At 38.1% G+C, this 19,699-nt stretch carries 17 protein-coding genes; 1 reads left to right on the top strand and 16 read right to left on the bottom strand.

What is annotated here, in order from left to right; translation table 11 throughout:
* Positions 1 to 15: 15 nt before the first annotated feature.
* The 12 genes from rplW to rpsL form a co-directional block, all read right to left on the bottom strand.
* Entirely contained in the window at positions 16 to 303 is a 288-nt protein-coding gene (rplW, locus tag EUI_RS0109680) for a 50S ribosomal protein L23 (RefSeq protein WP_010391501.1), read from the bottom strand.
* The gene (gene rplD / locus EUI_RS0109675; RefSeq protein ID WP_010687970.1) at positions 303 to 926 is read right to left on the bottom strand and encodes a 50S ribosomal protein L4; all 624 of its coding nucleotides are present in this window, start codon (positions 924 to 926) and stop codon (positions 303 to 305) included. The genes rplW and rplD overlap by 1 nt, the downstream gene beginning before the upstream one ends.
* 31 nt (positions 927 to 957) lie before the next feature.
* Positions 958 to 1,641, bottom strand: coding sequence for a 50S ribosomal protein L3 (gene rplC, locus EUI_RS0109670; RefSeq protein WP_010687969.1), 684 nt, complete (start codon positions 1,639 to 1,641; stop codon positions 958 to 960).
* Positions 1,642 to 1,717: 76 nt separating this feature from the next.
* Positions 1,718 to 2,026 carry a 30S ribosomal protein S10 gene (rpsJ, locus tag EUI_RS0109665; RefSeq protein ID WP_002816040.1) on the bottom strand — a complete coding sequence of 103 codons (309 nt, stop codon included), beginning with the start codon at positions 2,024 to 2,026 and terminating at the stop codon, positions 1,718 to 1,720.
* Positions 2,027 to 2,309: 283 nt separating this feature from the next.
* A complete protein-coding gene (locus tag EUI_RS0109660) occupies positions 2,310 to 3,389 on the bottom strand; it encodes an ABC transporter substrate-binding protein (RefSeq protein ID WP_010687968.1) in 1,080 nt (359 codons plus the stop codon).
* A gap of 1 nt (position 3,390) precedes the next feature.
* Positions 3,391 to 4,218 carry an ABC transporter permease gene (locus EUI_RS0109655; RefSeq protein WP_010687967.1) on the bottom strand — a complete coding sequence of 276 codons (828 nt, stop codon included), beginning with the start codon at positions 4,216 to 4,218 and terminating at the stop codon, positions 3,391 to 3,393.
* A 3-nt stretch (positions 4,219 to 4,221) separates the two neighbouring features.
* A complete protein-coding gene (locus EUI_RS0109650) occupies positions 4,222 to 5,043 on the bottom strand; it encodes an ABC transporter permease (RefSeq protein WP_010687966.1) in 822 nt (273 codons plus the stop codon).
* Positions 5,030 to 6,142: an ABC transporter ATP-binding protein gene (locus EUI_RS11030; protein ID WP_187286555.1), complete on the bottom strand. Its 1,113-nt coding sequence runs from the start codon at positions 6,140 to 6,142 to the stop codon at positions 5,030 to 5,032. Before EUI_RS11030 ends, EUI_RS0109650 begins: the two co-directional genes overlap by 14 nt.
* Positions 6,143 to 6,221: 79 nt before the next feature.
* Positions 6,222 to 7,412, bottom strand: coding sequence for a CynX/NimT family MFS transporter (locus tag EUI_RS0109640; RefSeq protein WP_010687964.1), 1,191 nt, complete (start codon positions 7,410 to 7,412; stop codon positions 6,222 to 6,224).
* Positions 7,413 to 7,526: 114 nt separating this feature from the next.
* The gene (fusA, locus tag EUI_RS0109635) at positions 7,527 to 9,638 is read right to left on the bottom strand and encodes an elongation factor G (RefSeq protein ID WP_010687963.1); all 2,112 of its coding nucleotides are present in this window, start codon (positions 9,636 to 9,638) and stop codon (positions 7,527 to 7,529) included.
* Positions 9,639 to 9,842: 204 nt separating this feature from the next.
* Positions 9,843 to 10,313 carry a 30S ribosomal protein S7 gene (gene rpsG / locus EUI_RS0109630; RefSeq protein ID WP_010383886.1) on the bottom strand — a complete coding sequence of 157 codons (471 nt, stop codon included), beginning with the start codon at positions 10,311 to 10,313 and terminating at the stop codon, positions 9,843 to 9,845.
* Between the two features lie 15 nt (positions 10,314 to 10,328).
* Positions 10,329 to 10,742, bottom strand: coding sequence for a 30S ribosomal protein S12 (gene rpsL / locus EUI_RS0109625; RefSeq protein ID WP_010383887.1), 414 nt, complete (start codon positions 10,740 to 10,742; stop codon positions 10,329 to 10,331).
* A gap of 274 nt (positions 10,743 to 11,016) precedes the next feature.
* On the opposite strand from rpsL, the gene EUI_RS10455 reads away from it, so the two are divergent.
* On the top strand, positions 11,017 to 11,688 hold the full coding sequence (locus EUI_RS10455; protein WP_081460654.1) for a prepilin peptidase: 672 nt from the start codon (positions 11,017 to 11,019) through the stop codon (positions 11,686 to 11,688).
* 17 nt (positions 11,689 to 11,705) lie between these two features.
* On the opposite strand, the gene EUI_RS0109615 is transcribed toward EUI_RS10455, so the two are convergent.
* From EUI_RS0109615 to serS, 4 genes are all read right to left on the bottom strand, one after another.
* Positions 11,706 to 14,180 carry an ATP-dependent Clp protease ATP-binding subunit gene (locus tag EUI_RS0109615; protein ID WP_010687961.1) on the bottom strand — a complete coding sequence of 825 codons (2,475 nt, stop codon included), beginning with the start codon at positions 14,178 to 14,180 and terminating at the stop codon, positions 11,706 to 11,708.
* Between the two features lie 132 nt (positions 14,181 to 14,312).
* Positions 14,313 to 15,431, bottom strand: a complete 1,119-nt coding sequence (gene prfB, locus EUI_RS0109610) for a peptide chain release factor 2 (RefSeq protein WP_010687960.1) — start codon at positions 15,429 to 15,431, stop codon at positions 14,313 to 14,315.
* 111 nt (positions 15,432 to 15,542) lie between these two features.
* On the bottom strand, positions 15,543 to 17,957 hold the full coding sequence (secA, locus tag EUI_RS0109605; protein ID WP_010687959.1) for a preprotein translocase subunit SecA: 2,415 nt from the start codon (positions 17,955 to 17,957) through the stop codon (positions 15,543 to 15,545).
* Positions 17,958 to 18,084: 127 nt separating this feature from the next.
* Entirely contained in the window at positions 18,085 to 19,395 is a 1,311-nt protein-coding gene (gene serS / locus EUI_RS0109600) for a serine--tRNA ligase (protein ID WP_010687958.1), read from the bottom strand.
* Between the last annotated feature and the right edge of the window lie 304 nt (positions 19,396 to 19,699).

Genomic DNA, 19,699 nt, shown 5'->3' with positions numbered 1-19,699 from the left:
CCTCCTACTTTATTTTTAACCTTCGTTAAAGATTTGAATATCTTTTGAATCTTTTGACAACGTTACTGTCGCCTTTTTCAACTTACGTGTGTAACCAACATAACGGCCTTGACGTTTTTGCTTACCGCGGACGTTAGCTGTGTTCAAGCCTGAAACTTGAACGTCAAATATTTCTTCAATCGCTTTTTTAATTTGAGGCTTTGTTGCGCGAACATCAACTTCGAAGACATAGCGCTTACGTTCTGTTTGCGCCATAGAAGCCTCGGTGATGATAGGGCGACGGATAATATCGCGTGCATCCATTAGGCAAAACCTCCTTGGATTTCTTCGATTGATGATTGAACAATCACCAGCTTATCTGCATTAACAACGTCGAGTACATTGATACCCTTTGTTGTCATAACTTGAACATTTGACAAGTTACGTGCCGACAAGATTGCGTTTTCGTTGTCTTCATCAACAACTACTAATGTCTTTGTGTCAACTGATAAGTTAGCCAAAACTTTCTTGAAGTCTTGTGTCTTTGGTGCTTCGAATGACAAAGCATCAACAACAACTAACTTACCTTCAGTAACTTTTTGTGACAAAACTGACTTCAAAGCCAATTGATAAGCTTTACGGTTAATACGGTATGCGTACGAACGAGGTGACGGTCCGAAGACAATTCCACCACCACGGAATTGTGGTTCACGGATTGATCCGGCACGTGCACGACCAGTACCCTTTTGCTTCCAAGGCTTACGTCCACCACCAGAAACCGCTGAACGGTTTTTAACAGCGTGTGTACCTTGACGCATTGATGCACGTTGCATCAACACAGCATCTGTAATAACCGCGTTGTTAGGTTCAACGGCAAAGACTGCATCATCTAATTCGATTTCAGCAGTTTGGCTACCGTCTTGCTTTAATACAGCAACTTTAGTCATGATTGATTGTTCTCCTTTCTAATATTTTATATTAAGCTTCTTCAGTTACAGCAGATGTAGATACACCAGCCATCTTCACTTCAGGATGCTTTGCGTTAACTTTAACAGTTGATTTAACTGTTAACAATGACTTATTGGCACCAGGAACGTTACCCTTAAGCAACAACAAGTTGTTTTCTACGTCAACGTGGACAATAGCAACGTTTTGCATTGTGCGCTTATGATTACCCATGCGTCCAGGTAAAAGTTTACCCTTGAAAACACGGTTGATAACAGCACCCATTGAACCAGGACGACGATGGAAACGCGATCCGTGAGACATAGGTCCACGAGATTGGCCATCCTTTTTAATGTTACCTTGGAAGCCATGCCCCTTCGTAATACCGGTTACATCGACGTATTCGCCAGCTTCGAATGTATCAACTTTGATTTCATCCCCTGCGTTAAATTCGCCTTCCGCATTGCGGATTTCACGAACGTAGCGCTTAGGGGTCGTGTTCGCTTTAGAAGCGTGACCTTGTTCAGGTTTATTTGACAGAACTGTGCGCTTGTCTTGGTAACCAAGTTGTAGTGCACTATATCCGTCTGTTTCTGCATTTTTAACTTGCAAAACAACGTTTGGTGTAGCTTCAACAACAGTTACGGCGATCAATTCACCAATTTCAGTGAAAACCTGAGTCATACCGACTTTACGGCCTAAGATACCTTTAGTCATGACTAATCTCCTTAATTATTTTTGTTTGACTGTATTTCGTCTCATTGCTTGAGACGCGAAGTTGTATTCCGTAGAATTACAACTTGATTTCAATTGCAACGCCTGATGGCAATTCAAGCTTACGCAATGCGTCAACTGTCTTGTCAGTAGGGTTCACAATATCAATCAAACGCTTGTGCGTACGCATTTCAAATTGCTCGCGACTATCCTTGTGCTTATGTGGTGAACGTAATATTGTATACAATGTACGTTCAGTTGGTAGCGGAATAGGACCAGCAATTTCTGCGCCCGTGCGCTTAGCCGTTTCAACAATTTTTTCCGCTGATTGGTCTAAGATACGGTGTTCGTATGCCTTTAAACGGATACGGATTTTCTTTTGTGCCATTCTTTCGTGCCTCCTCGTTGATTTTGTAAATCAGCTAACTTCGATTAAAAACCGACAACACTGCTTGTGTTTTGCGCGCCCATGGCAACGCGGCCGCGCGTGTCGCAACCTTAATCATCATCGCTAAACATTGATACACCAGGCTTTCGGTAGGTTTATGTGACTACTGTTCCAAAAGCGTACTTATTTATGTTAACAGAAATCCCATTGCAATGCAACTGTTTTTAAAAATTTATCTATATAACTTTTATTTTCCTTATTTCAAAATCAACTTGTCGTTTTTTCATCTTTGTGTCATTTTGAATTCTAAGAATGCATCATTGTATCTCTCCGTCCATGTTTGTCCTAAATCATCATATACTTGTAAATGACTGACTGTTTGACTATTCGGATAAAATTGCCTATCATCACGAATAGCTTTAGGTAGTAAAGCTACAGCTTTTTTATTGGGTGTTGCATAACCAATATATTCTGCGTTTTGTGCAGCATTTTTAGGCTCACTAATAAAATTAAGAAAAGCATATGCAGCCGCTTTATGTTTAGCAGTTTTTGGCATAACAATATTGTCAAACCAAAGATTAGAGCCTTCACTAGGAACAATGTAGTGCAAGTGTTTATTGTTGTTCAACGCTTCAGCTGCTTCACCTGAATAGGTGACTGCAATAGAAGCCTCATTTTGGGCCATATACATTTTAATCTCATCCGCCACAATAGCTTTAATATTTGGCATCAGGGTTCGTAACTTTGCCTGAGCTGCTGCAAGATCAGCGCGTGATTTGTCATTAACTGACTTATTTTGTGTGATTAACGGTATAGCAAGCCCATCGCGCGCCGAATCCACTAGCATGATTTGATTTTTAAATTGCGGCGACCATAAATCATCCCAGTGTTGTATGTCTTTAGCGTTAACATATTTATCATTATAGATAATACCTAATGTGCCCCAAAAATATGGTAGAGAATAACGATTATTTTTATCAAATGATTGATTTAAAAAACGATTATCATAATTACCGATACCCGTTAGTCTAGCATGGTCTATTGGTAAAAGTAGTTTCTCACGTTTCATTTTTTGAATCATATAATCAGAAGGCACTGCTAAATCATAGGATGTGCCACCTTGTTTAATTTTTGTATACATAGCCTCGTTTGAATCAAATGTTTCATAGCTAACTCTATATCCCGTTTCTTTCGTGAATTTTTTAAGTAACGCAGGATCAATATAGTCACCCCAATTATACAAATTTAAAACCTTATCGGATGAAACATTAGTGCCCGTCTTTGACGATAAATAACGCTGTGCCCCAAATAATATAAGGATGATCACAAGAATAGCCATAATACTAGTTATTATTTTTCTCATACTATAATCCCTCAGATGCAGGCAAGACAAGTCTTGTGCTACGTTTTTTATTCTTGACAGCACGTGTAGATATTACATAGTAAAACAACACCAGCAACAATGACACCACAAACATCATCGTCGATAACGCGTTAATTTCCAAGCTCACGCCTTGGCGTGCACGAGAATATATTTCTACAGATAAGGTTGTAAAACCGTTCCCTGTTACAAAAAAAGTTACTGCAAAATCGTCGAGCGAATATGTAAATGCCATAAAAAAACCCGCCAATATACCTGGTGAGATAACTGGTAAAATCACTCGAGAAATCATTTGCCAGTTATTGGCACCTAAATCCTTTGCTGATGCCACTATTGATTGATTCATTTCCTGTAACCGAGGTAGTACCATTAGCACAACAATCGGAATGCTAAAAGCAATGTGTGCTAACAAAACTGATGTAAAACCAAGCGCAAATCCCATGACAGTAAATAAAATTAAAAATGATGCACCAATAATGACGTCTGGTGAAACAAGCAGAATATTATTCAATGAGAGAAAAATATTTTTCACCACTGTATGTTTTAAATTATAAATATACAATGCCCCCGCTGTACCAATAATACTAGCAAGCAGTGATGACAATAGTGCAATCAAAAAGGTACTCACAACAATTTCTAGTATACGTGTATCTGAAAATAATTCACTGTAATGTTTTAAAGAAAACCCTGCCCAACCTTGCATCACATCCCCCGCATTAAAAGAATATACAATTAGGAAAAGAATAGGTAAGTATAACAGTACAAAAACACTTCCTAAATAAAGATTGCCCAACTTAAATTTTCGACTCATGCGTTAACCTCGCTTCCTAGAATGCTTACGATCACGTGTGAAGATCATGGTAATCACCATAGCCACAATCAAAATAATGCCAATAGTTGATCCTAGCTGCCAATTTTGCGTGACTAAAAAATGTTCTTCAATTGCAGTTCCTAAGGTAATGACACGATTCCCACCTATTAACCGTGTAATCATAAACAGGGATAAGCTAGGAATAAATACTGCTTGAATGCCAGCCTTAATACCAGGCATTGACAATGGCATTATCACACGGCGCAATGTTTGCCATCTATTCGCACCTAAATCTCGACTTGCCTGTTCTAACCTGGGATTAATTTCAGCTAATGAATTGAAAATCGGTAATATCATAAAAGGAATTTCAATATAAGCTGCAACTAACAGAAAACTCCAATTTGAAAAAAGGAGTTGTTGTGGCACGATACCAAATAAACTCATAAAATTATTAACAGTTCCAGTTTTTGAAAGTAAGCCTATAAAAGCATAGGTTTTCAATAATAAATTAATCCAAGTAGGTAAAATAACCAAAAGCAGCCAAAACTGCTTTTGCTTCAACTGATTCAATAAATACGCGGTAGGATAACTAATTACTAAAGTAATTATAGTGATTAATAAAGCATACCAAACCGAATTGAAAGTCATCAATAAATAGGTGCCACTAGAAAAATAAAGCGCATAATTGTGTAACGTAAACTGCCCATTCTGTGTTGTTAAGGACTGAAAAAGCAACAATATCAAAGGTGCTATAACAAATAGTAATAGCCATAAACCATATGGCATTAAATAAAATAATTGCCTTTGCTTCTTACTTTTCGGCATCCTCCTCACCCTCATAACTTTCCAAGCGTGCATCAAAATCATTTTCAGATTCGTTGAAACGCATAATATGAATATCTTCAGGATCAAAGGTCAAGCCGACACGCTCATCTATTTTTGATTTATTTGTTGCTTGTACTTGCCATTCGTTACCATCGTCATCAATTGCCGTAATTTCATAATAATCGCCACGAAATGATTGATCAGCAATAGTGACAATTAATTTACCGTTTTCAATTGCCGTCAAATCCAAATCTTCTGGTCTTAACACAATTTCAACACGCTCATTTGGACGCATACCAGCATCGACATTTTCAAAATCTTTTCCCGTAAAGTGCACAAGATAATCCGTTTTCATAATGCCATCTAAAATATTTGATTCGCCAATAAAATCAGCAACAAAGTGATTAATTGGTTCATCATATATATCTTCTGGTGAGCCATTCTGTTGGATAACTCCGTCATTCATCACGAAAATCCAATCAGACATTGCCAACGCTTCTTCTTGATCATGCGTTACAAATACAAACGTAATCCCAAGGCGTTGTTGAATTTCTCTTAATTCATATTGCATTTCTTTGCGTAACTTATAATCCAACGCAGACAGTGGTTCATCTAGTAGTAAAACTTCAGGATCATTTGCCAGCGCACGTGCTATGGCTACACGTTGACGTTGTCCACCAGACAATTCTGTAATTTCTCGATCAGCATACTGATTTAATTTAACCAACGTTAACATTTCTGTTACTTTAGTCTTAATATCTTTTTTGCTCATGCCCTTAATGCTTGGACCAAAAGCTACATTTTCAAAAACAGTCATATTCGGAAATAAGCCATAATCTTGAAAAACAGTGTTCATATGTCTTTTTTCAACAGGCACATCGTTAATAATATTTCCTTCGAACAAAATATCACCGTGTGTGACAGTCAACTGACCTGAAATGAGATTTAAAATGGTTGTCTTCCCAGACCCTGAGGGTCCCAACAACGTATAAAATTTCCCGGCCTCTAACTCAAGATCAATATTCTTCAAAACCTCGTCGTCACCATAAGACAACCCGACATTTTTAAATTCAATAATTGGTGTTGATATATTTGTCAATTCCCAACCCTCACTTTTAATCAATAAATCTATTGTAACAAGAAAAGCACACAACTTCACTGGTTGCATGCTTTTCTTGCTACAATATTTTATCTTTTTTCTCAACTATAACCATGGCAATAATCATTAGGATAAATAACACCAAAATAACAAATATTTGTGGTGTCCAACTGTGAAACCAAGAAAAAGCATAGCCGAATAATGCAGGGCCCAGTGCTGCAATTAAGTAACCACCGCTTTGAACCATGCCAGATATTTGTGCTGTTTGACTTGGACTACTTGTTTTCAAACTAAATGTAGTTAATAAGTAAGGGAACAAGCCAGATGTGCTAACGCCAATTAATATATTGACTATTAACCAGTAACTAAAGGTCCCTACGGGATGCAATAACAACAAATAGCCAAACACACCACTCAAAGAAATAATACTCATTAAAATTTGTCGCTGTTTACGTGTCGACCGCGCAATGATCGTTGGTATAATCAATGCAAATGGTAAACCTATCAGGGAATTTAAACCGGAAAAAATACCCGCAATAGCAGGTGACAAACCTGTCTGCACTGCCATAGTAGGTCCCCATGCCATCAAAACGTAAAACATCGCTGATTGCATGCCACAAAAGAACAATAACAGCCAAGCATATTTATTTTTCCAGACACTTATTTTTTCTTGCGTCCGAATAATATGATTTTCTGATACTTTATTTTGCTTATGTTTTACTGCAAATCTTTCATTTGGTAACCAAATTATTAACGCGATAAACAAAGCTATACTCAGTATAATGATAAATATATGCCAATTAGTCATCGCTGTAATGGGTGCTGCCATACTAGCCCCTAAGGCTGTTGCTAGCATCATACTGAAGGTAAATAGTGATGTCATCGGACCAATTTTAATTGGAAAATATGTGCGAATGACACTTGGTAATAAAACATTTAAATGTGCAATACCAATGCCAATTAACAATGTTCCAAAATACAAAAATGGTGTATTAATCACTCTAATAATTGAACCAATAATCATCAACCCTAACATCAATGCAAAAGCACGTTCTAAACCAAATTTTTGAGCAGTTTTCGGAGCAAGAGATGAAAACAAAGCAAAAGCTATCAACGGAATGGTCGTTAACATCCCCAATTGTCCTACTGACACATGCTGAGATTTAGCAATACTACCAAGAATTGGTGGAATTGATGTAAATGGCAAACGTAAAACCATGCCAACCACAATAATACCGAGAATCAAAAATTTACTATGTTCTTTATTCATACTATTCTCTATATTCTTTCAAATAAAACGGTATCACTCTAAAGAGCGATACCGTTTTTACTGAACCATCGATTATCATATTGAAACAACAATAGTTCTACACTAGTTTAAGCATTAATCTTCTTTACCACTGTTTTTAATAATTTCTTCTTGAATATTCTTAGGCACAGCTTCATAGTGATCAAACACCATTTGGAATGTACCGCGACCTTGCGTAGCTGAACGCAAAGTTGTAGCATATCCAAACATTTCTGACAAAGGCACCTTGGCCTTAACAGCCAAAACAGGTCCACGTGACTCTTGACCTTCAATCATACCACGACGTGCAGAAACATGTCCCATAACATCGCCAAGATTATCTTCAGGTGCAACAATGTCAACAGCCATAATTGGTTCCAAAATAACGGCACCAGCTGTTTTAGCAGCTTCTCTCAAAGCCAATGAAGCCGCAATTTTAAAGGCTGCTTCAGAAGAATCGACATCATGATATGAACCATCATACAATTTCGCCTTCAAATCGACCAATGGGAATCCAGCCAAAGGACCAGCATTCAATGAGTCTTTCAAACCAGCTTCAACTGAAGGAATATACTCACGAGGCACAACACCACCAACAATGGCGTCATCGAACTCAAATCCTGCGCCTTCTTCGTTTGGTGAGAATTCAATATAAACATCGCCATATTGACCCTTACCACCAGATTGACGCTTGAAGTAACCACGCGCCTGCACTGTTTTTGTAAATGCTTCACGGTAGGCAACTTGAGGTGCGCCAACAGTTGCTTCAACGTTGAATTCACGGCGCATACGATCAACCATGATATCCAATTGCAATTCACCCATACCAGCAATTAAAGTATCGCCAGTTTCAGGATTTGTTGTTGCACGGAATGATGGATCTTCTTCTGCTAACTTTTGAATAGCATTAGACAACTTGTCTTGATCAGCTTTTGTTTTTGGTTCAATCGCTAATTCAATAACTGGTTCTGGGAACTCCATTGATTCAAGAATCAATTGGTGATCAACAGCTGTCAATGAATCACCAGTTGTTGTATTTTTCAAACCAATAGCTGCAGCGATATCACCAGAGAATACTTCTTCAATTTCAGTACGTGATGTCGCATGCATTTGTAACAAACGACCAACACGTTCACGTGTATCTGACGACGTATTTTGTACGTATGAACCAGATTGTAAAGTTCCTGTATAAACACGCATAAATGTCAAACGGCCAACGAAAGGATCAGTCATGATCTTAAATGCTAAGGCAGCAAATGACTTACTATCATCGGCGATCAAGTCAATTTCTTCACCAGTTTTAGGATCATTAGCAATATACGCTTTAACATCCAAAGGTCCTGGCAAATAATCAACAACAGCATCCAACATCATTTGGACACCCTTATCTTTATAGGCTGAACCTGCAAGCACTGGGTAGAATTGCAATGCCAAAGTAGCACGACGAACAGCAGCTTTTAATTCTTCAACTGAAATGTCTTCGCCTTCAAGATATTTTTCCATCAAGTCATCATCAACATCAGCAACAGCTTCAATCAATGTATTACGCTTTTCTTCCGCCAAATCTTTCAATTCAGCTGGAATATCACGTGCTTCCCACTTTTCACCCAATTCATCAACTGGATAATAAGCTTCTTGTGTAATTAAATCAATAACAGCTTCAAAGTCATCTTCAGCACCGATTGGCCATTGAATAGCTTCAGCATTAACTTGCAAACGTTCGTGAATTGAATCCACTGACATTTGAAAATCAGCACCCATCTTATCCATCTTGTTAACAAATACAATACGTGGCACATCATATGTTGTTGCTTGACGCCAAACAGTTTCTGTTTGAGGTTCAACACCAGCAGCACCATCCAAAACCGCTACGGCACCATCCAAAACACGTAGCGCACGTTCAACTTCAATTGTGAAGTCCACGTGACCTGGTGTATCAATGATGTTCACACGATAAGGTGTCTTTTCGAATTGGTCAAAGAAACCATGCCAAACAGCCGTTGTAGCAGCTGATTGAATTGTGATTCCACGTTCCTTTTCTTGTTCCATGAAATCCATTTGTGAAGCACCATCATGTGTTTCACCAATTTTGTGAATTTTACCTGTGTAGTATAAGATACGTTCCGTAGTTGTTGTCTTTCCCGCATCAATGTGGGCCATGATACCAATATTACGTGTACGTTCTAGTGGGTATTCACGTTTTGCCATTGTGAGTTATCTCCTGGTTTTTTTGTTCTGTATGCAACAAAAAGCGACACAGAATTGTGTTCGCTTTTGGACGGTAAACACTGGTAGCATATTACCGTCTACTCTCATTTTACGCTATTTATTGTGTTTGGGAATAATTAAATTCTTAACAATCATAAATATTGTTAATGATACACAACGCAACACTAAATTGCGTCGTACGTTTTACCAACGATAGTGAGCAAATGCGCGGTTAGCTTCAGCCATCTTATGCGTATCTTCACGCTTTTTAACAGATGCACCAGTATCATTAGCTGCATCCATAATTTCTTTAGCCAAACGTTCATCCATAGTATGTTCATTACGTAAACGTGAATAATTTACTAACCAACGTAGTCCTAATGTTGAACGACGGTCTGGACGAACTTCAATAGGCACCTGATAGTTAGAACCACCAACACGGCGAGCCTTAACTTCTAATACTGGCATAATATTTTCCATGGCTTGTTCGAAAACTTCCAATGGTTCATTACCAGTAGATTCCTTGATACGATCAAAAGCATCGTACAGAATAGTTGAAGCTGTACCACGTTTACCATCAAGCATCAACTTGTTGATCAAACGTGAAACGAGTTTTGAATTGTAAATTGGGTCAGGCAAAACTTCCTGACGCTTAGTATAACCTTTGCGTGGCATTAGTCAGTCTCCTTCTTACTTCTTTGGCGCCTTTGTGCCATATTTTGAACGTGAAGTCATACGACCATCAACGCCCGCAGTATCCAATGCACCACGAATAACGTGGTAACGTACACCAGGCAAATCCTTAACACGTCCACCACGGATCAAAACAACCGAGTGTTCTTGTAAATTATGTCCAATACCTGGAATATAGGCAGTAACTTCATACAAGTTTGAAAGACGCACACGAGCATACTTACGCAAAGCAGAGTTAGGCTTCTTAGGTGTCATTGTACCAACACGCGTAGCAACACCACGCTTTTGTGGTGCAACATTGTTTGTTGCTTTCTTTTTCATTGAATTGTAGCCAAAGTTCAAAGCCGGTGACTTTGACTTAGTCACTTGTGACTTACGAGGCTTGCGAACTAATTGATTAATTGTAGGCATTCTACGATCTCCTTAAGATTTTTATTAATAACACAGTTCCAGGTGTATCATAATTGTACTTAAACAAAAATGCTCACTAGAAATCTGCTGACAATTGCCTTTACAGCGCTATTCAGCACGTTGTGATGATATCACAGAACAGATTACTTAAAAGCACGTTCAATATAATACCAGATTGAGTATGATTGTCAATAGATAACAACCCACTTTATTTATTTTGTATCTAAATTGATATTTTTTGTGCATTACTTGAGCGTGCCACGTATTATTTAGCATGGAAAAATTACTCATTATTATTTTAAATGCGGTTCTCGTGTCAACTATCATGTGCCTGGCTGATCGGGTGAATAATCATATTCATATTTTTATCAAGCGCTCATATTGCATGCATTGTGGTCATATCTTGCACTGGTACGACTTAATACCAATATTATCAGCTTTACTAACACACGCACGTTGCCGGTACTGCCACCGCACTTACGGTATGCATTATGCATACTTTGAATTAGTAGGTATGCTTGTTGGTAGTTATTTATTTTCAGACACGTTAGCTTGGATAACAGCGTACTTACTGTTATTTCTCGCCCTAGAAGATTGGCATACTGAACGCATTCATGCCGATATTTTAATACCTTATATTGTTTACTTATTCATCCACTCTTGGAGTGATCCAAAAATATTGACAACTTGCACCGTAATGATTATTAGTTTATTTTTAGTATATTATCGTCAAGCTATGGGCAGTGGTGATATTCCAGTACTGTTACTGATAACATTAACGACTACCGCACAAAGTTTTCCATTAACGTTGCTCTTGGCTTCTATATCTGCGTTGCTGTATCTTGTAAAGCACCATGTTCAGCGTCTACCGTTTGTCCCATTTCTTTATTTTGGTTGGCTAAGTATTATTTTAATTGAAAAAATAGTCACATCTATGACATCATAAAATTGATTCATGTATTCTTAAGCCTTTGCTGGTAATTTTTCAAGTGGTTTAATATTAATTTTAATGACACCGTTTTTTGCACCAATTGTTACAGCACTTTCAGTTGTAATGTTGCCACGAAGTAATTCTTCGCTCAATGCGTCTTCCACCTTGGTCTGCAAAGCACGTCTTATTGGACGTGCCCCATACTCAGGATCAAATCCTGCGCTAGCTACAACATCAATTGCTGCAGGCGTTATTTTAACGGAAATGCCCTGTTCCGCCACACGTTGCAGAACTGATTGACTCATCAATTTAACAATTTGATGTAATTCATTTTTTGTTAATGAATCAAATACAACAGCCTCGTCCAAACGGTTAATAAATTCCGGACGGAAAGTTTCTTTTAAAGTCTCACGAATTTTTTCAGCGACAGCCTCATTATTATTTTTTAAATCAACTGCTCCAAATCCCATTGATTTTTCATCACGTAGACGTGTTGCACCAAGGTTAGACGTCATAATAATGATTGTATTTCTAAAATCAATTTTACGTCCTTTAGCATCTGTCAGGTAACCATCATCAAACACTTGTAACATCAGATTAAATATATCTTGATGTGCTTTTTCTGCCTCATCAAGTAAAATAACAGAATATGGATGATTTCTCACTTGTTCAGTTAATTGACCACCTTCATCGTAACCAACATATCCTGGTGCTGAACCAACCAAACGTGAAGAAGACCATCTTTCTTGATACTCTGACATATCAATTCGAATCATATTATCTTCACTGCCAAACATAGCTTCAGCTAACGCCTTAGCTAACTCCGTTTTCCCAACACCTGTTGGCCCTAAGAACATGAATGCACCAATCGGACGACTGGGATCCTTTAATCCAGATCGCGCACGACGAATTGCGCGTGCAACAGCAGAGATAGCAGTTTTTTGTCCAATAACACGTTTACCCAAAACAGTTTCTAGGTTTACCAAACGTTGTTGTTCATTTTTTTCAAGCTGTGTTAATGGTACGCCTGTTTGTTGTGAAATCACTTCACTAATATCTTCCGCTGATACATGCAAACTATAGTGCGGTTGATCAGTATTTTCATCAATCAACAGTTTTGCTGCCATTTTATCAATTTTTGTTTTTAATTTCATTTCTTCTGCACGCTGTTTAGCAGCTTCTTCGAAATCCAACGCTGCAATCGCCGCGTCTTTAGCAGTTGTTACTGCTGATAAACGTGCTTTGTTTCGACTCATTGGTGTTGGTTTATCCACAGCATCAATGCGTACTTTTGCACCCGCTTCATCCATCAAATCAATTGCCTTATCTGGCAAAAAACGATCTGTAATATATCGAGAGGACAATTTAACGGCAGCTTCAATAGCAGCATCATCAATATGTACTTGATGATGTGCCTCAAATTTTGGACGAATACCTGTCAATATTTCAATTGCATCTGCTTGCGTAGGTTCATTCACCGTTACTGGTGCAAAACGTCTTTCTAATGCGGCATCAGATTCAACATATTTTTGATATTCATCAAAAGTTGTCGCCCCTAATGTCTGTAATTCTCCACGCGCCAAAGCTGGTTTCAAAATATTGGAAGCATCAATAGCACCCTCTGCACCGCCAGCGCCGATAAGTGTATGTAATTCATCAATAAATAAAATAACATTACCATCTTGATAAATTTCGTCAATGATTTTCTTTAACCGATCCTCAAACTCACCCCGGTACTTTGTTCCTGCGACTAGCGAACCCATATCTAAAGCCATTAACCGCTTATTTTGTAAGGTGACTGGTACGTCATTTTTAACAATTTGTTGTGCTAATCCTTCAGCAATAGCTGTTTTACCAACACCTGCTTCACCAATAAGAACTGGATTATTTTTGGTACGCCGTGATAAAATTTGCACAACTCGACGGACTTCTTTTGAGCGGCCAATAATTGGATCTAACTTCTCTTCTTTAGCCATCTGTGTTAAATCACGCGCTAATCCGTCTAATGTTGGCGTTCCTTGAGATTGTTGTTTATCCCGTTGTTTCATCTGTTTACGTACATCAGTGACACCTAATTTACGCAAAATGGCACGTCTCATTTCTTGTAAATTAGCATCTAAAGCCAATAAAATACGTGATGATAAAATACTTTCATCCTGAAGGAGTGCTAACAAAATATGTTCTGTCCCAATTTTTGTTTGGCCTAATGCACGTGATTCCTCACCTGACTGACGAAGAATATCAGACGCTTTTGGTGAATATGGCAAATAACTATTCTTGTCATATCGTGATGTCATGCCATATCCAGTAAAGTGTTCGATTTCCTCACGAATATCATCATCCGCTACATTAAATTGACCAAGTATTTTACTAGCAATACCTTCTTTTTCAATAGCTAGCGCAAGCAATAAATGTTCTGTCCCCACTGCTTGATGTTTGAAATATTTAGATTGTTCTTGTGCTAACACTAATACATTTTGTGCACTCGGTGTATAATTGGTATCCATATTTTGCCCTCCGTTTTTTAGGCAGTTAATGTCTAATGTTGACTTATATTATAGCGCATTACAGGCGCATTAGGAACTAATTTGTTTGAAAATTCAAAAAGCCGAAACTAACTGTTTCGACCTTTACTCACGTTAATTTGGGTTTTTCAAACTTAATTGCCACTGTAAATAGGCATTTATAAAGGGATCTAAATCACCATCCAACACTTGTTGCGGTTGGTTAGTTTCGTAGTCAGTTCGATGATCTTTGACCATTTGGTAGGGATGCAAGACATATGACCGTATTTGAGATCCCCAACCATTCTCTAATTTATCACCTGTCAAAGCAGCTCGTTCTGCTTCTTGTTTTTCCAACTCAAGCTGATATAACTTTCCTTTTAACAGACGCATAGCGTAATCACGGTTACCATACTGCGTACGTTCCACTGTCGAGGACACTACAATGCCTGTTGGTTCATGTGTTAAACGCACACCAGTTGACACCTTGTTAACGTTTTGCCCACCAGCACCACCAGAACGGAAAACATCCATCTTAACATCGTCATCACGTATTTCTACATCAATCGTGTCATCCAATTCTGGCATAACATCTACACTTACAAAGCTTGTGTGACGGCGCCCAGCCGAATCAAACGGTGAAATACGTACAAAACGGTGGACACCTTTTTCACTACGTAAAAAGCCAAAGGCATTATGTCCCGTGATTTTAATAGTCGCGCTATCAATACCTGCTTCATCACCAGCATGGTAGTCTAACACATCAACTTGGAAACCATGTTGTTGTGCCCAACGAGTATACATACGATACAAGTTGGCTCCCCAATCAGTTGATTCGGTACCACCTGACCCAGGATGCACTTCCAAAATAGCATTATTAGCGTCATACGGCTCCGTTAATAGTTGTTCTAAATTGTATGTTTCAATGTCTTTCTGTGCTTTGGCAATACTTTCTTCAAGTTCTGTCATCATTTCAGAATCAGTAACATCTTCAGAAAGCATTTCAATTAACAAATCAATTTCTTCAGCTTGATTGGTTAGATTCAAAAAAGAATCACGTCGATTTTTTAAAACGTTATTTTCTTCGATTATTTTTTGTGCTTTAACATTATCATCCCAAAATCCAGATTCTGTCATACGATTTTCAAAATCAGCAATTTCTTCTGTTAATGCCTCTAAATCTAATGTTGCGCGAAAGCGTGCGATATTTTCTTGAATATTTGCCTCAGCATGTTTAGCGTCGATAATTTCCATGATTACTGTATCCCTTCAAAAACATAAACGTTTACACCAATTGATATATTTAATGTTCAATTTACTAACAGCAGTTCAGATATCCTGCTAATTACTGCCATCAAATATTGCTTACGCGTTCAAATTTTGACGGATTTCAGCCTTCATAAACGTACGAGTCGCGTCATATTCAACATCAACAATCATTTTGTTAAAGTTTGTAAATGCTTCATTTTGATACTCTATAAGAGGGTTCAATTGACCATAGCCACGTAACCCTACACCTTGTCTCAATCGATCTAATGAATCAATATGATCCGTCCAATGTTGATCAACTGCACGTAAAACAACAACCTTTTCAAACTCTAACATTTGATCTGGGTCATATAACTGACCTTGCTTAGCTTTGTAATTTATCTTAGTTAAGTTCAATAATTTTAACTTAATCTCGTCACGAGACAGGTCTTGCAACTGTTCAACTGTTACATCACCTTCACGGATTAATGCATTATTTGCAAAAGTAATAATTTGATCCAAATGCCAATCTATCGCTTTTTTGCTTTTTGTCTGCGCGTCGACAACACGATTAATTGTCCGTTCAACCATAGGCATTAAAACCCATTCAAGAGACTTTTTTTCATCAATAACGACATCACGTTGGTGATAAATTAGCTCGCGTTGTTCACGTACAACATCATCATATTGCAAAACATTTTTACGTGTATCATAGTTGTTACCTTCAACACGCTTTTGGGCTGACTCTACTGAGCGCGTAATCAAGCGATTTTTGATAACTGTTTCTTCTTCATCAAGATTCATTCGTTCCCAAAGCGCACGAATACGATCAGCTCCAAAACGAATCATTAAATCATCTTCGAGGGATAAAAAGAACTGTGAAAATCCTGCATCACCTTGACGTCCTGCACGACCACGTAGCTGATTATCAATTCGACGAGATTCATGTCTCTCGGTCGCAATAACTACCAACCCACCTAAATCAGCAACGCCTGGGCCAAGTTTAATATCTGTTCCACGCCCCGCCATATTTGTTGCAACAGTAACAGCTCCTCGTTGTCCAGCATTTGCAATAATTTCAGCTTCTTTAGCATTGTTTTTAGCATTTAAGACATTGTGTGGCACATTTTGTGCCATCAAAATTTTAGATAACAATTCCGATGACTCCACAGATCCGGTACCAATTAAAATTGGTTGCCCTTTAGCGTGTAGTTCCTGTATCATTTTAACAACAGCATTATATTTCGCACGAATTGATGGGTATAACAAGTCAGCATAGTCAACACGTTTAATCGGACGGTTTGTCGGAATAGTGACTACTTCCATATTATAAATTTCACGTAACTCTTCTTCTTCTGTTTTAGCAGTTCCCGTCATACCTGACAATTTTTTATACATGCGGAACAAATTTTGATAAGTAATTTGCGCCATGGACTTATTTTCTTCTTGAATATCAACGCCTTCTTTGGCCTCAATTGCTTGGTGCAGACCATCTGATAGACGTGTGCCTTCTGAAATTCGGCCCGTTGATTGGTCAATTAATTTGACTTCACCATTTTGAACGACATAATCCTTATCGTTAATATAATTTAAATTAGCTCGTAATGCCTGATCAATATGGTGTGTTAAAGCAGTATCACCTGCATCGTATAAATTATCCAAATTAAAGAAAATTTCACCTTTATGAATACCTTCATTGGTTAACATCGTTGTTTTAGCTTCTTCATCGATTTTATAATCTTCTTCAGATTGAAGTGTCTTTACAAAACGATCAGCACGCGCATAAAGCTGAGAAACGCCTGAACCAGGACCTGAAATAATCAAAGGTGTGCGGGCTGTATCAATTAAAATTGAGTCGGCTTCGTCAATCAAAGCAAAGTTCAAGCCTCTTTGCATAACACGTTCATCTGCTCGACGTACCATATTATCGCGTAAATAATCAAAACCAATATTAAAGTTAGTAGAATATGTAATATCAGCATCATAAGCCGCACGTTTCTCATCTGCGGGTGAATCCCCTACGTTAACTCCCACCGATAAACCAAGCCAATTATACAATTGACCCATTTGTTCAGCATCACGTGCCGATAAATAATCGTTCACAGTGACAACATGAACACCACGACCTGACAACGCGTTTAAATAAACAGTCATTGTAGCTGTTAAGGTTTTTCCCTCACCCGTACGCATTTCAGCTAAGTTACCATCATGTAACGCAGCTGATCCCATTATTTGTACATGAAACGGGTACAAACCCAGAACCCTTTTTGCACCTTCGCGAGCCACAGCGAAGGCTTCAGGTAATAGTTCATCTAAAGTTTTAGTCAATATCTTATTTTGTTTGTCTTGACCTTTAACATCAACCAGTGCATCTGCAATAATTTGCTTAAATTGTGGCGTCTTTGCTTGTAACTCGTCATCCGACATCGCTGCCATTTGGTCAGCATAACTTTCTACTTGGTCAGCAATATGATTTAATTTTTTTAATTGTTTTTTTGAATTATCAACTAATTTACGTATTGGGTTTGCCATTGTTTTTAGCACACAACATTAATTTATCGTGTGTTTCTCCTCTGAAATCTAAATTTGTGTGTTTTTCCGCACAATAGTCTACTTTCAATTATATCAAAAAAACCTGACAAATACAGGTTTTTCATTATTAATAATGGGGCGTAGCAACTAATTTTTCTTGACCACCCATGTATGAACGTAAAATTTCAGGAATTGTTATCGAACCATCTTCATTTTGATAATTTTCTAAAATTGCTGCAACAGTGCGACCAACGGCTAAACCAGAGCCATTTAATGTGTGTACAAGCTGTAACTTATTATCTTCATCACGATAAGTAATATGCATCCTGCGCGCTTGAAAAGCCTCTGTATTTGATACAGAAGAAATTTCACGATATAAACTTTGCTGTGGCATCCAAACTTCTATATCGTACGTTTTAGCAGCGGAAAATCCCATATCGCCTGTTGACAGCATAATAACATGATAAGGTAGCCCTAATTTTTGCAAAATACTTTCAGCGTTGGCCGTCATACTTTCCAATTCAGCATAAGATTGATCTGGTTTAGTAAACTTAACCATTTCAACTTTATTAAATTGGTGTAAACGAATCAGTCCACGTGTATCTTTACCGGCAGCACCAGCTTCTTTACGAAATGAAGGTGACAATGCCGTAAACTTAATAGGTAAATCATCAGCAGGTAATGTTTCACCCGAATAATAGTTTGTTAATGGTACTTCGGCCGTTGGAATATATGTTTGTGCCAAACCAGACACGCGATACGCATCATCTTGGAATTTTGGATATTGTCCCGTACCAAACATAGCAGCATCATTAACTACAATTGGGGTGATCATTTCGGTGTAACCCTCTTTACGATGTTCATCCAACATGAAATTATAAACTGCTCGTTCTAGTCTTGCCCCATCACCAACATAATACAAAAAACGTGCGCCAGATACCTTTGCACCACGTTCAAAATCCAAAATACCTAACGCCTCACCAACTTCATAATGTGCTTTTAGCCATTCTGGCGTTTCTAGTAGTGCATGTGGCCTTTTTTGATAGTCAGTTGGCTCCCAAACACGCTGTTCAATATTAGCTGATTCATCCACGCCAACAGGCACTTCTGATGCAGCCAAGTTAGGTAAGTGCGCTGCTAAATTTTGAACTTGGTCATTTAATTCTAATTGCCGTGCATCTAATTTTTTGATTTCTTGACTAACTCTTTGCATCGCCAAAATAGATTGACTGGCATCTTCTTGATTACGCTTAGCATATGCAATCTTATCAGATTCAATGTTTCTGTCTGCTTTAAGATTTTCAACTTTTTGAATTGTGTCACGTCGTTCTTGATCCAAATTCAATAATTCTATCAAATTATCTGGTGAAACACCACGATCTTGTAATTTTTGTGTTACCTCTGTCACGTTTTTTCGCAAATACTTCATATCTAACATAGTCTTCTCCTCTACTGACGTGTGTCTATATAGTTAAACTCAAAAGCGCGTTTTTCATCCCATCCAAAAAGGACAAGGGACGAAAAACGCGCTTCCGTGGTACCACCCAGTTTCTATGCAAATTAATGCATAACACTCATTATCTGATAACGGCGAACAACCGAGTGGCATTACCCACTACTGTGACTTACTGGAATTTCAGCTCGTTGTTTCTCATTATCCAACAACTTTCTTAGATAGCCTACTTATGGTAAGTTAATAGGTTTATTGTATCTAAAAGAATCACAAAAAGCAAGTAAAGGGA

The sequence above is a fragment of the Leuconostoc gelidum subsp. gelidum KCTC 3527 genome, assembly GCF_000166715.1.
In the GTDB taxonomy this organism is placed as follows: domain Bacteria; phylum Bacillota; class Bacilli; order Lactobacillales; family Lactobacillaceae; genus Leuconostoc; species Leuconostoc gelidum.
This window is presented reverse-complemented; position numbering and strand designations above follow the sequence as displayed.

Bases quoted from the DNA above. Each gene is read 5' to 3' on its own strand.
- rplW (WP_010391501.1), bottom strand. From the start codon at position 303: ATGGATGCACGCGATATTATCCGTCGCCCTATCATCACCGAGGCTTCT.
- rplD (WP_010687970.1), bottom strand. From the start codon at position 926: ATGACTAAAGTTGCTGTATTAAAGCAAGACGGTAGCCAAACTGCTGAA.
- rplC (WP_010687969.1), bottom strand. From the start codon at position 1,641: ATGACTAAAGGTATCTTAGGCCGTAAAGTCGGTATGACTCAGGTTTTC.
- rpsJ (WP_002816040.1), bottom strand. From the start codon at position 2,026: ATGGCACAAAAGAAAATCCGTATCCGTTTAAAGGCATACGAACACCGT.
- EUI_RS0109660 (WP_010687968.1), bottom strand. From the start codon at position 3,389: ATGAGAAAAATAATAACTAGTATTATGGCTATTCTTGTGATCATCCTT.
- EUI_RS0109655 (WP_010687967.1), bottom strand. From the start codon at position 4,218: ATGAGTCGAAAATTTAAGTTGGGCAATCTTTATTTAGGAAGTGTTTTT.
- EUI_RS0109650 (WP_010687966.1), bottom strand. From the start codon at position 5,043: ATGCCGAAAAGTAAGAAGCAAAGGCAATTATTTTATTTAATGCCATAT.
- EUI_RS0109640 (WP_010687964.1), bottom strand. From the start codon at position 7,412: ATGAATAAAGAACATAGTAAATTTTTGATTCTCGGTATTATTGTGGTT.
- fusA (WP_010687963.1), bottom strand. From the start codon at position 9,638: ATGGCAAAACGTGAATACCCACTAGAACGTACACGTAATATTGGTATC.
- rpsG (WP_010383886.1), bottom strand. From the start codon at position 10,313: ATGCCACGCAAAGGTTATACTAAGCGTCAGGAAGTTTTGCCTGACCCA.
- rpsL (WP_010383887.1), bottom strand. From the start codon at position 10,742: ATGCCTACAATTAATCAATTAGTTCGCAAGCCTCGTAAGTCACAAGTG.
- EUI_RS10455 (WP_081460654.1), top strand. From the start codon at position 11,017: ATGGAAAAATTACTCATTATTATTTTAAATGCGGTTCTCGTGTCAACT.
- EUI_RS0109615 (WP_010687961.1), bottom strand. From the start codon at position 14,180: ATGGATACCAATTATACACCGAGTGCACAAAATGTATTAGTGTTAGCA.
- prfB (WP_010687960.1), bottom strand. From the start codon at position 15,431: ATGGAAATTATCGACGCTAAACATGCTGAGGCAAATATTCAAGAAAAT.
- secA (WP_010687959.1), bottom strand. From the start codon at position 17,957: ATGGCAAACCCAATACGTAAATTAGTTGATAATTCAAAAAAACAATTA.
- serS (WP_010687958.1), bottom strand. From the start codon at position 19,395: ATGTTAGATATGAAGTATTTGCGAAAAAACGTGACAGAGGTAACACAA.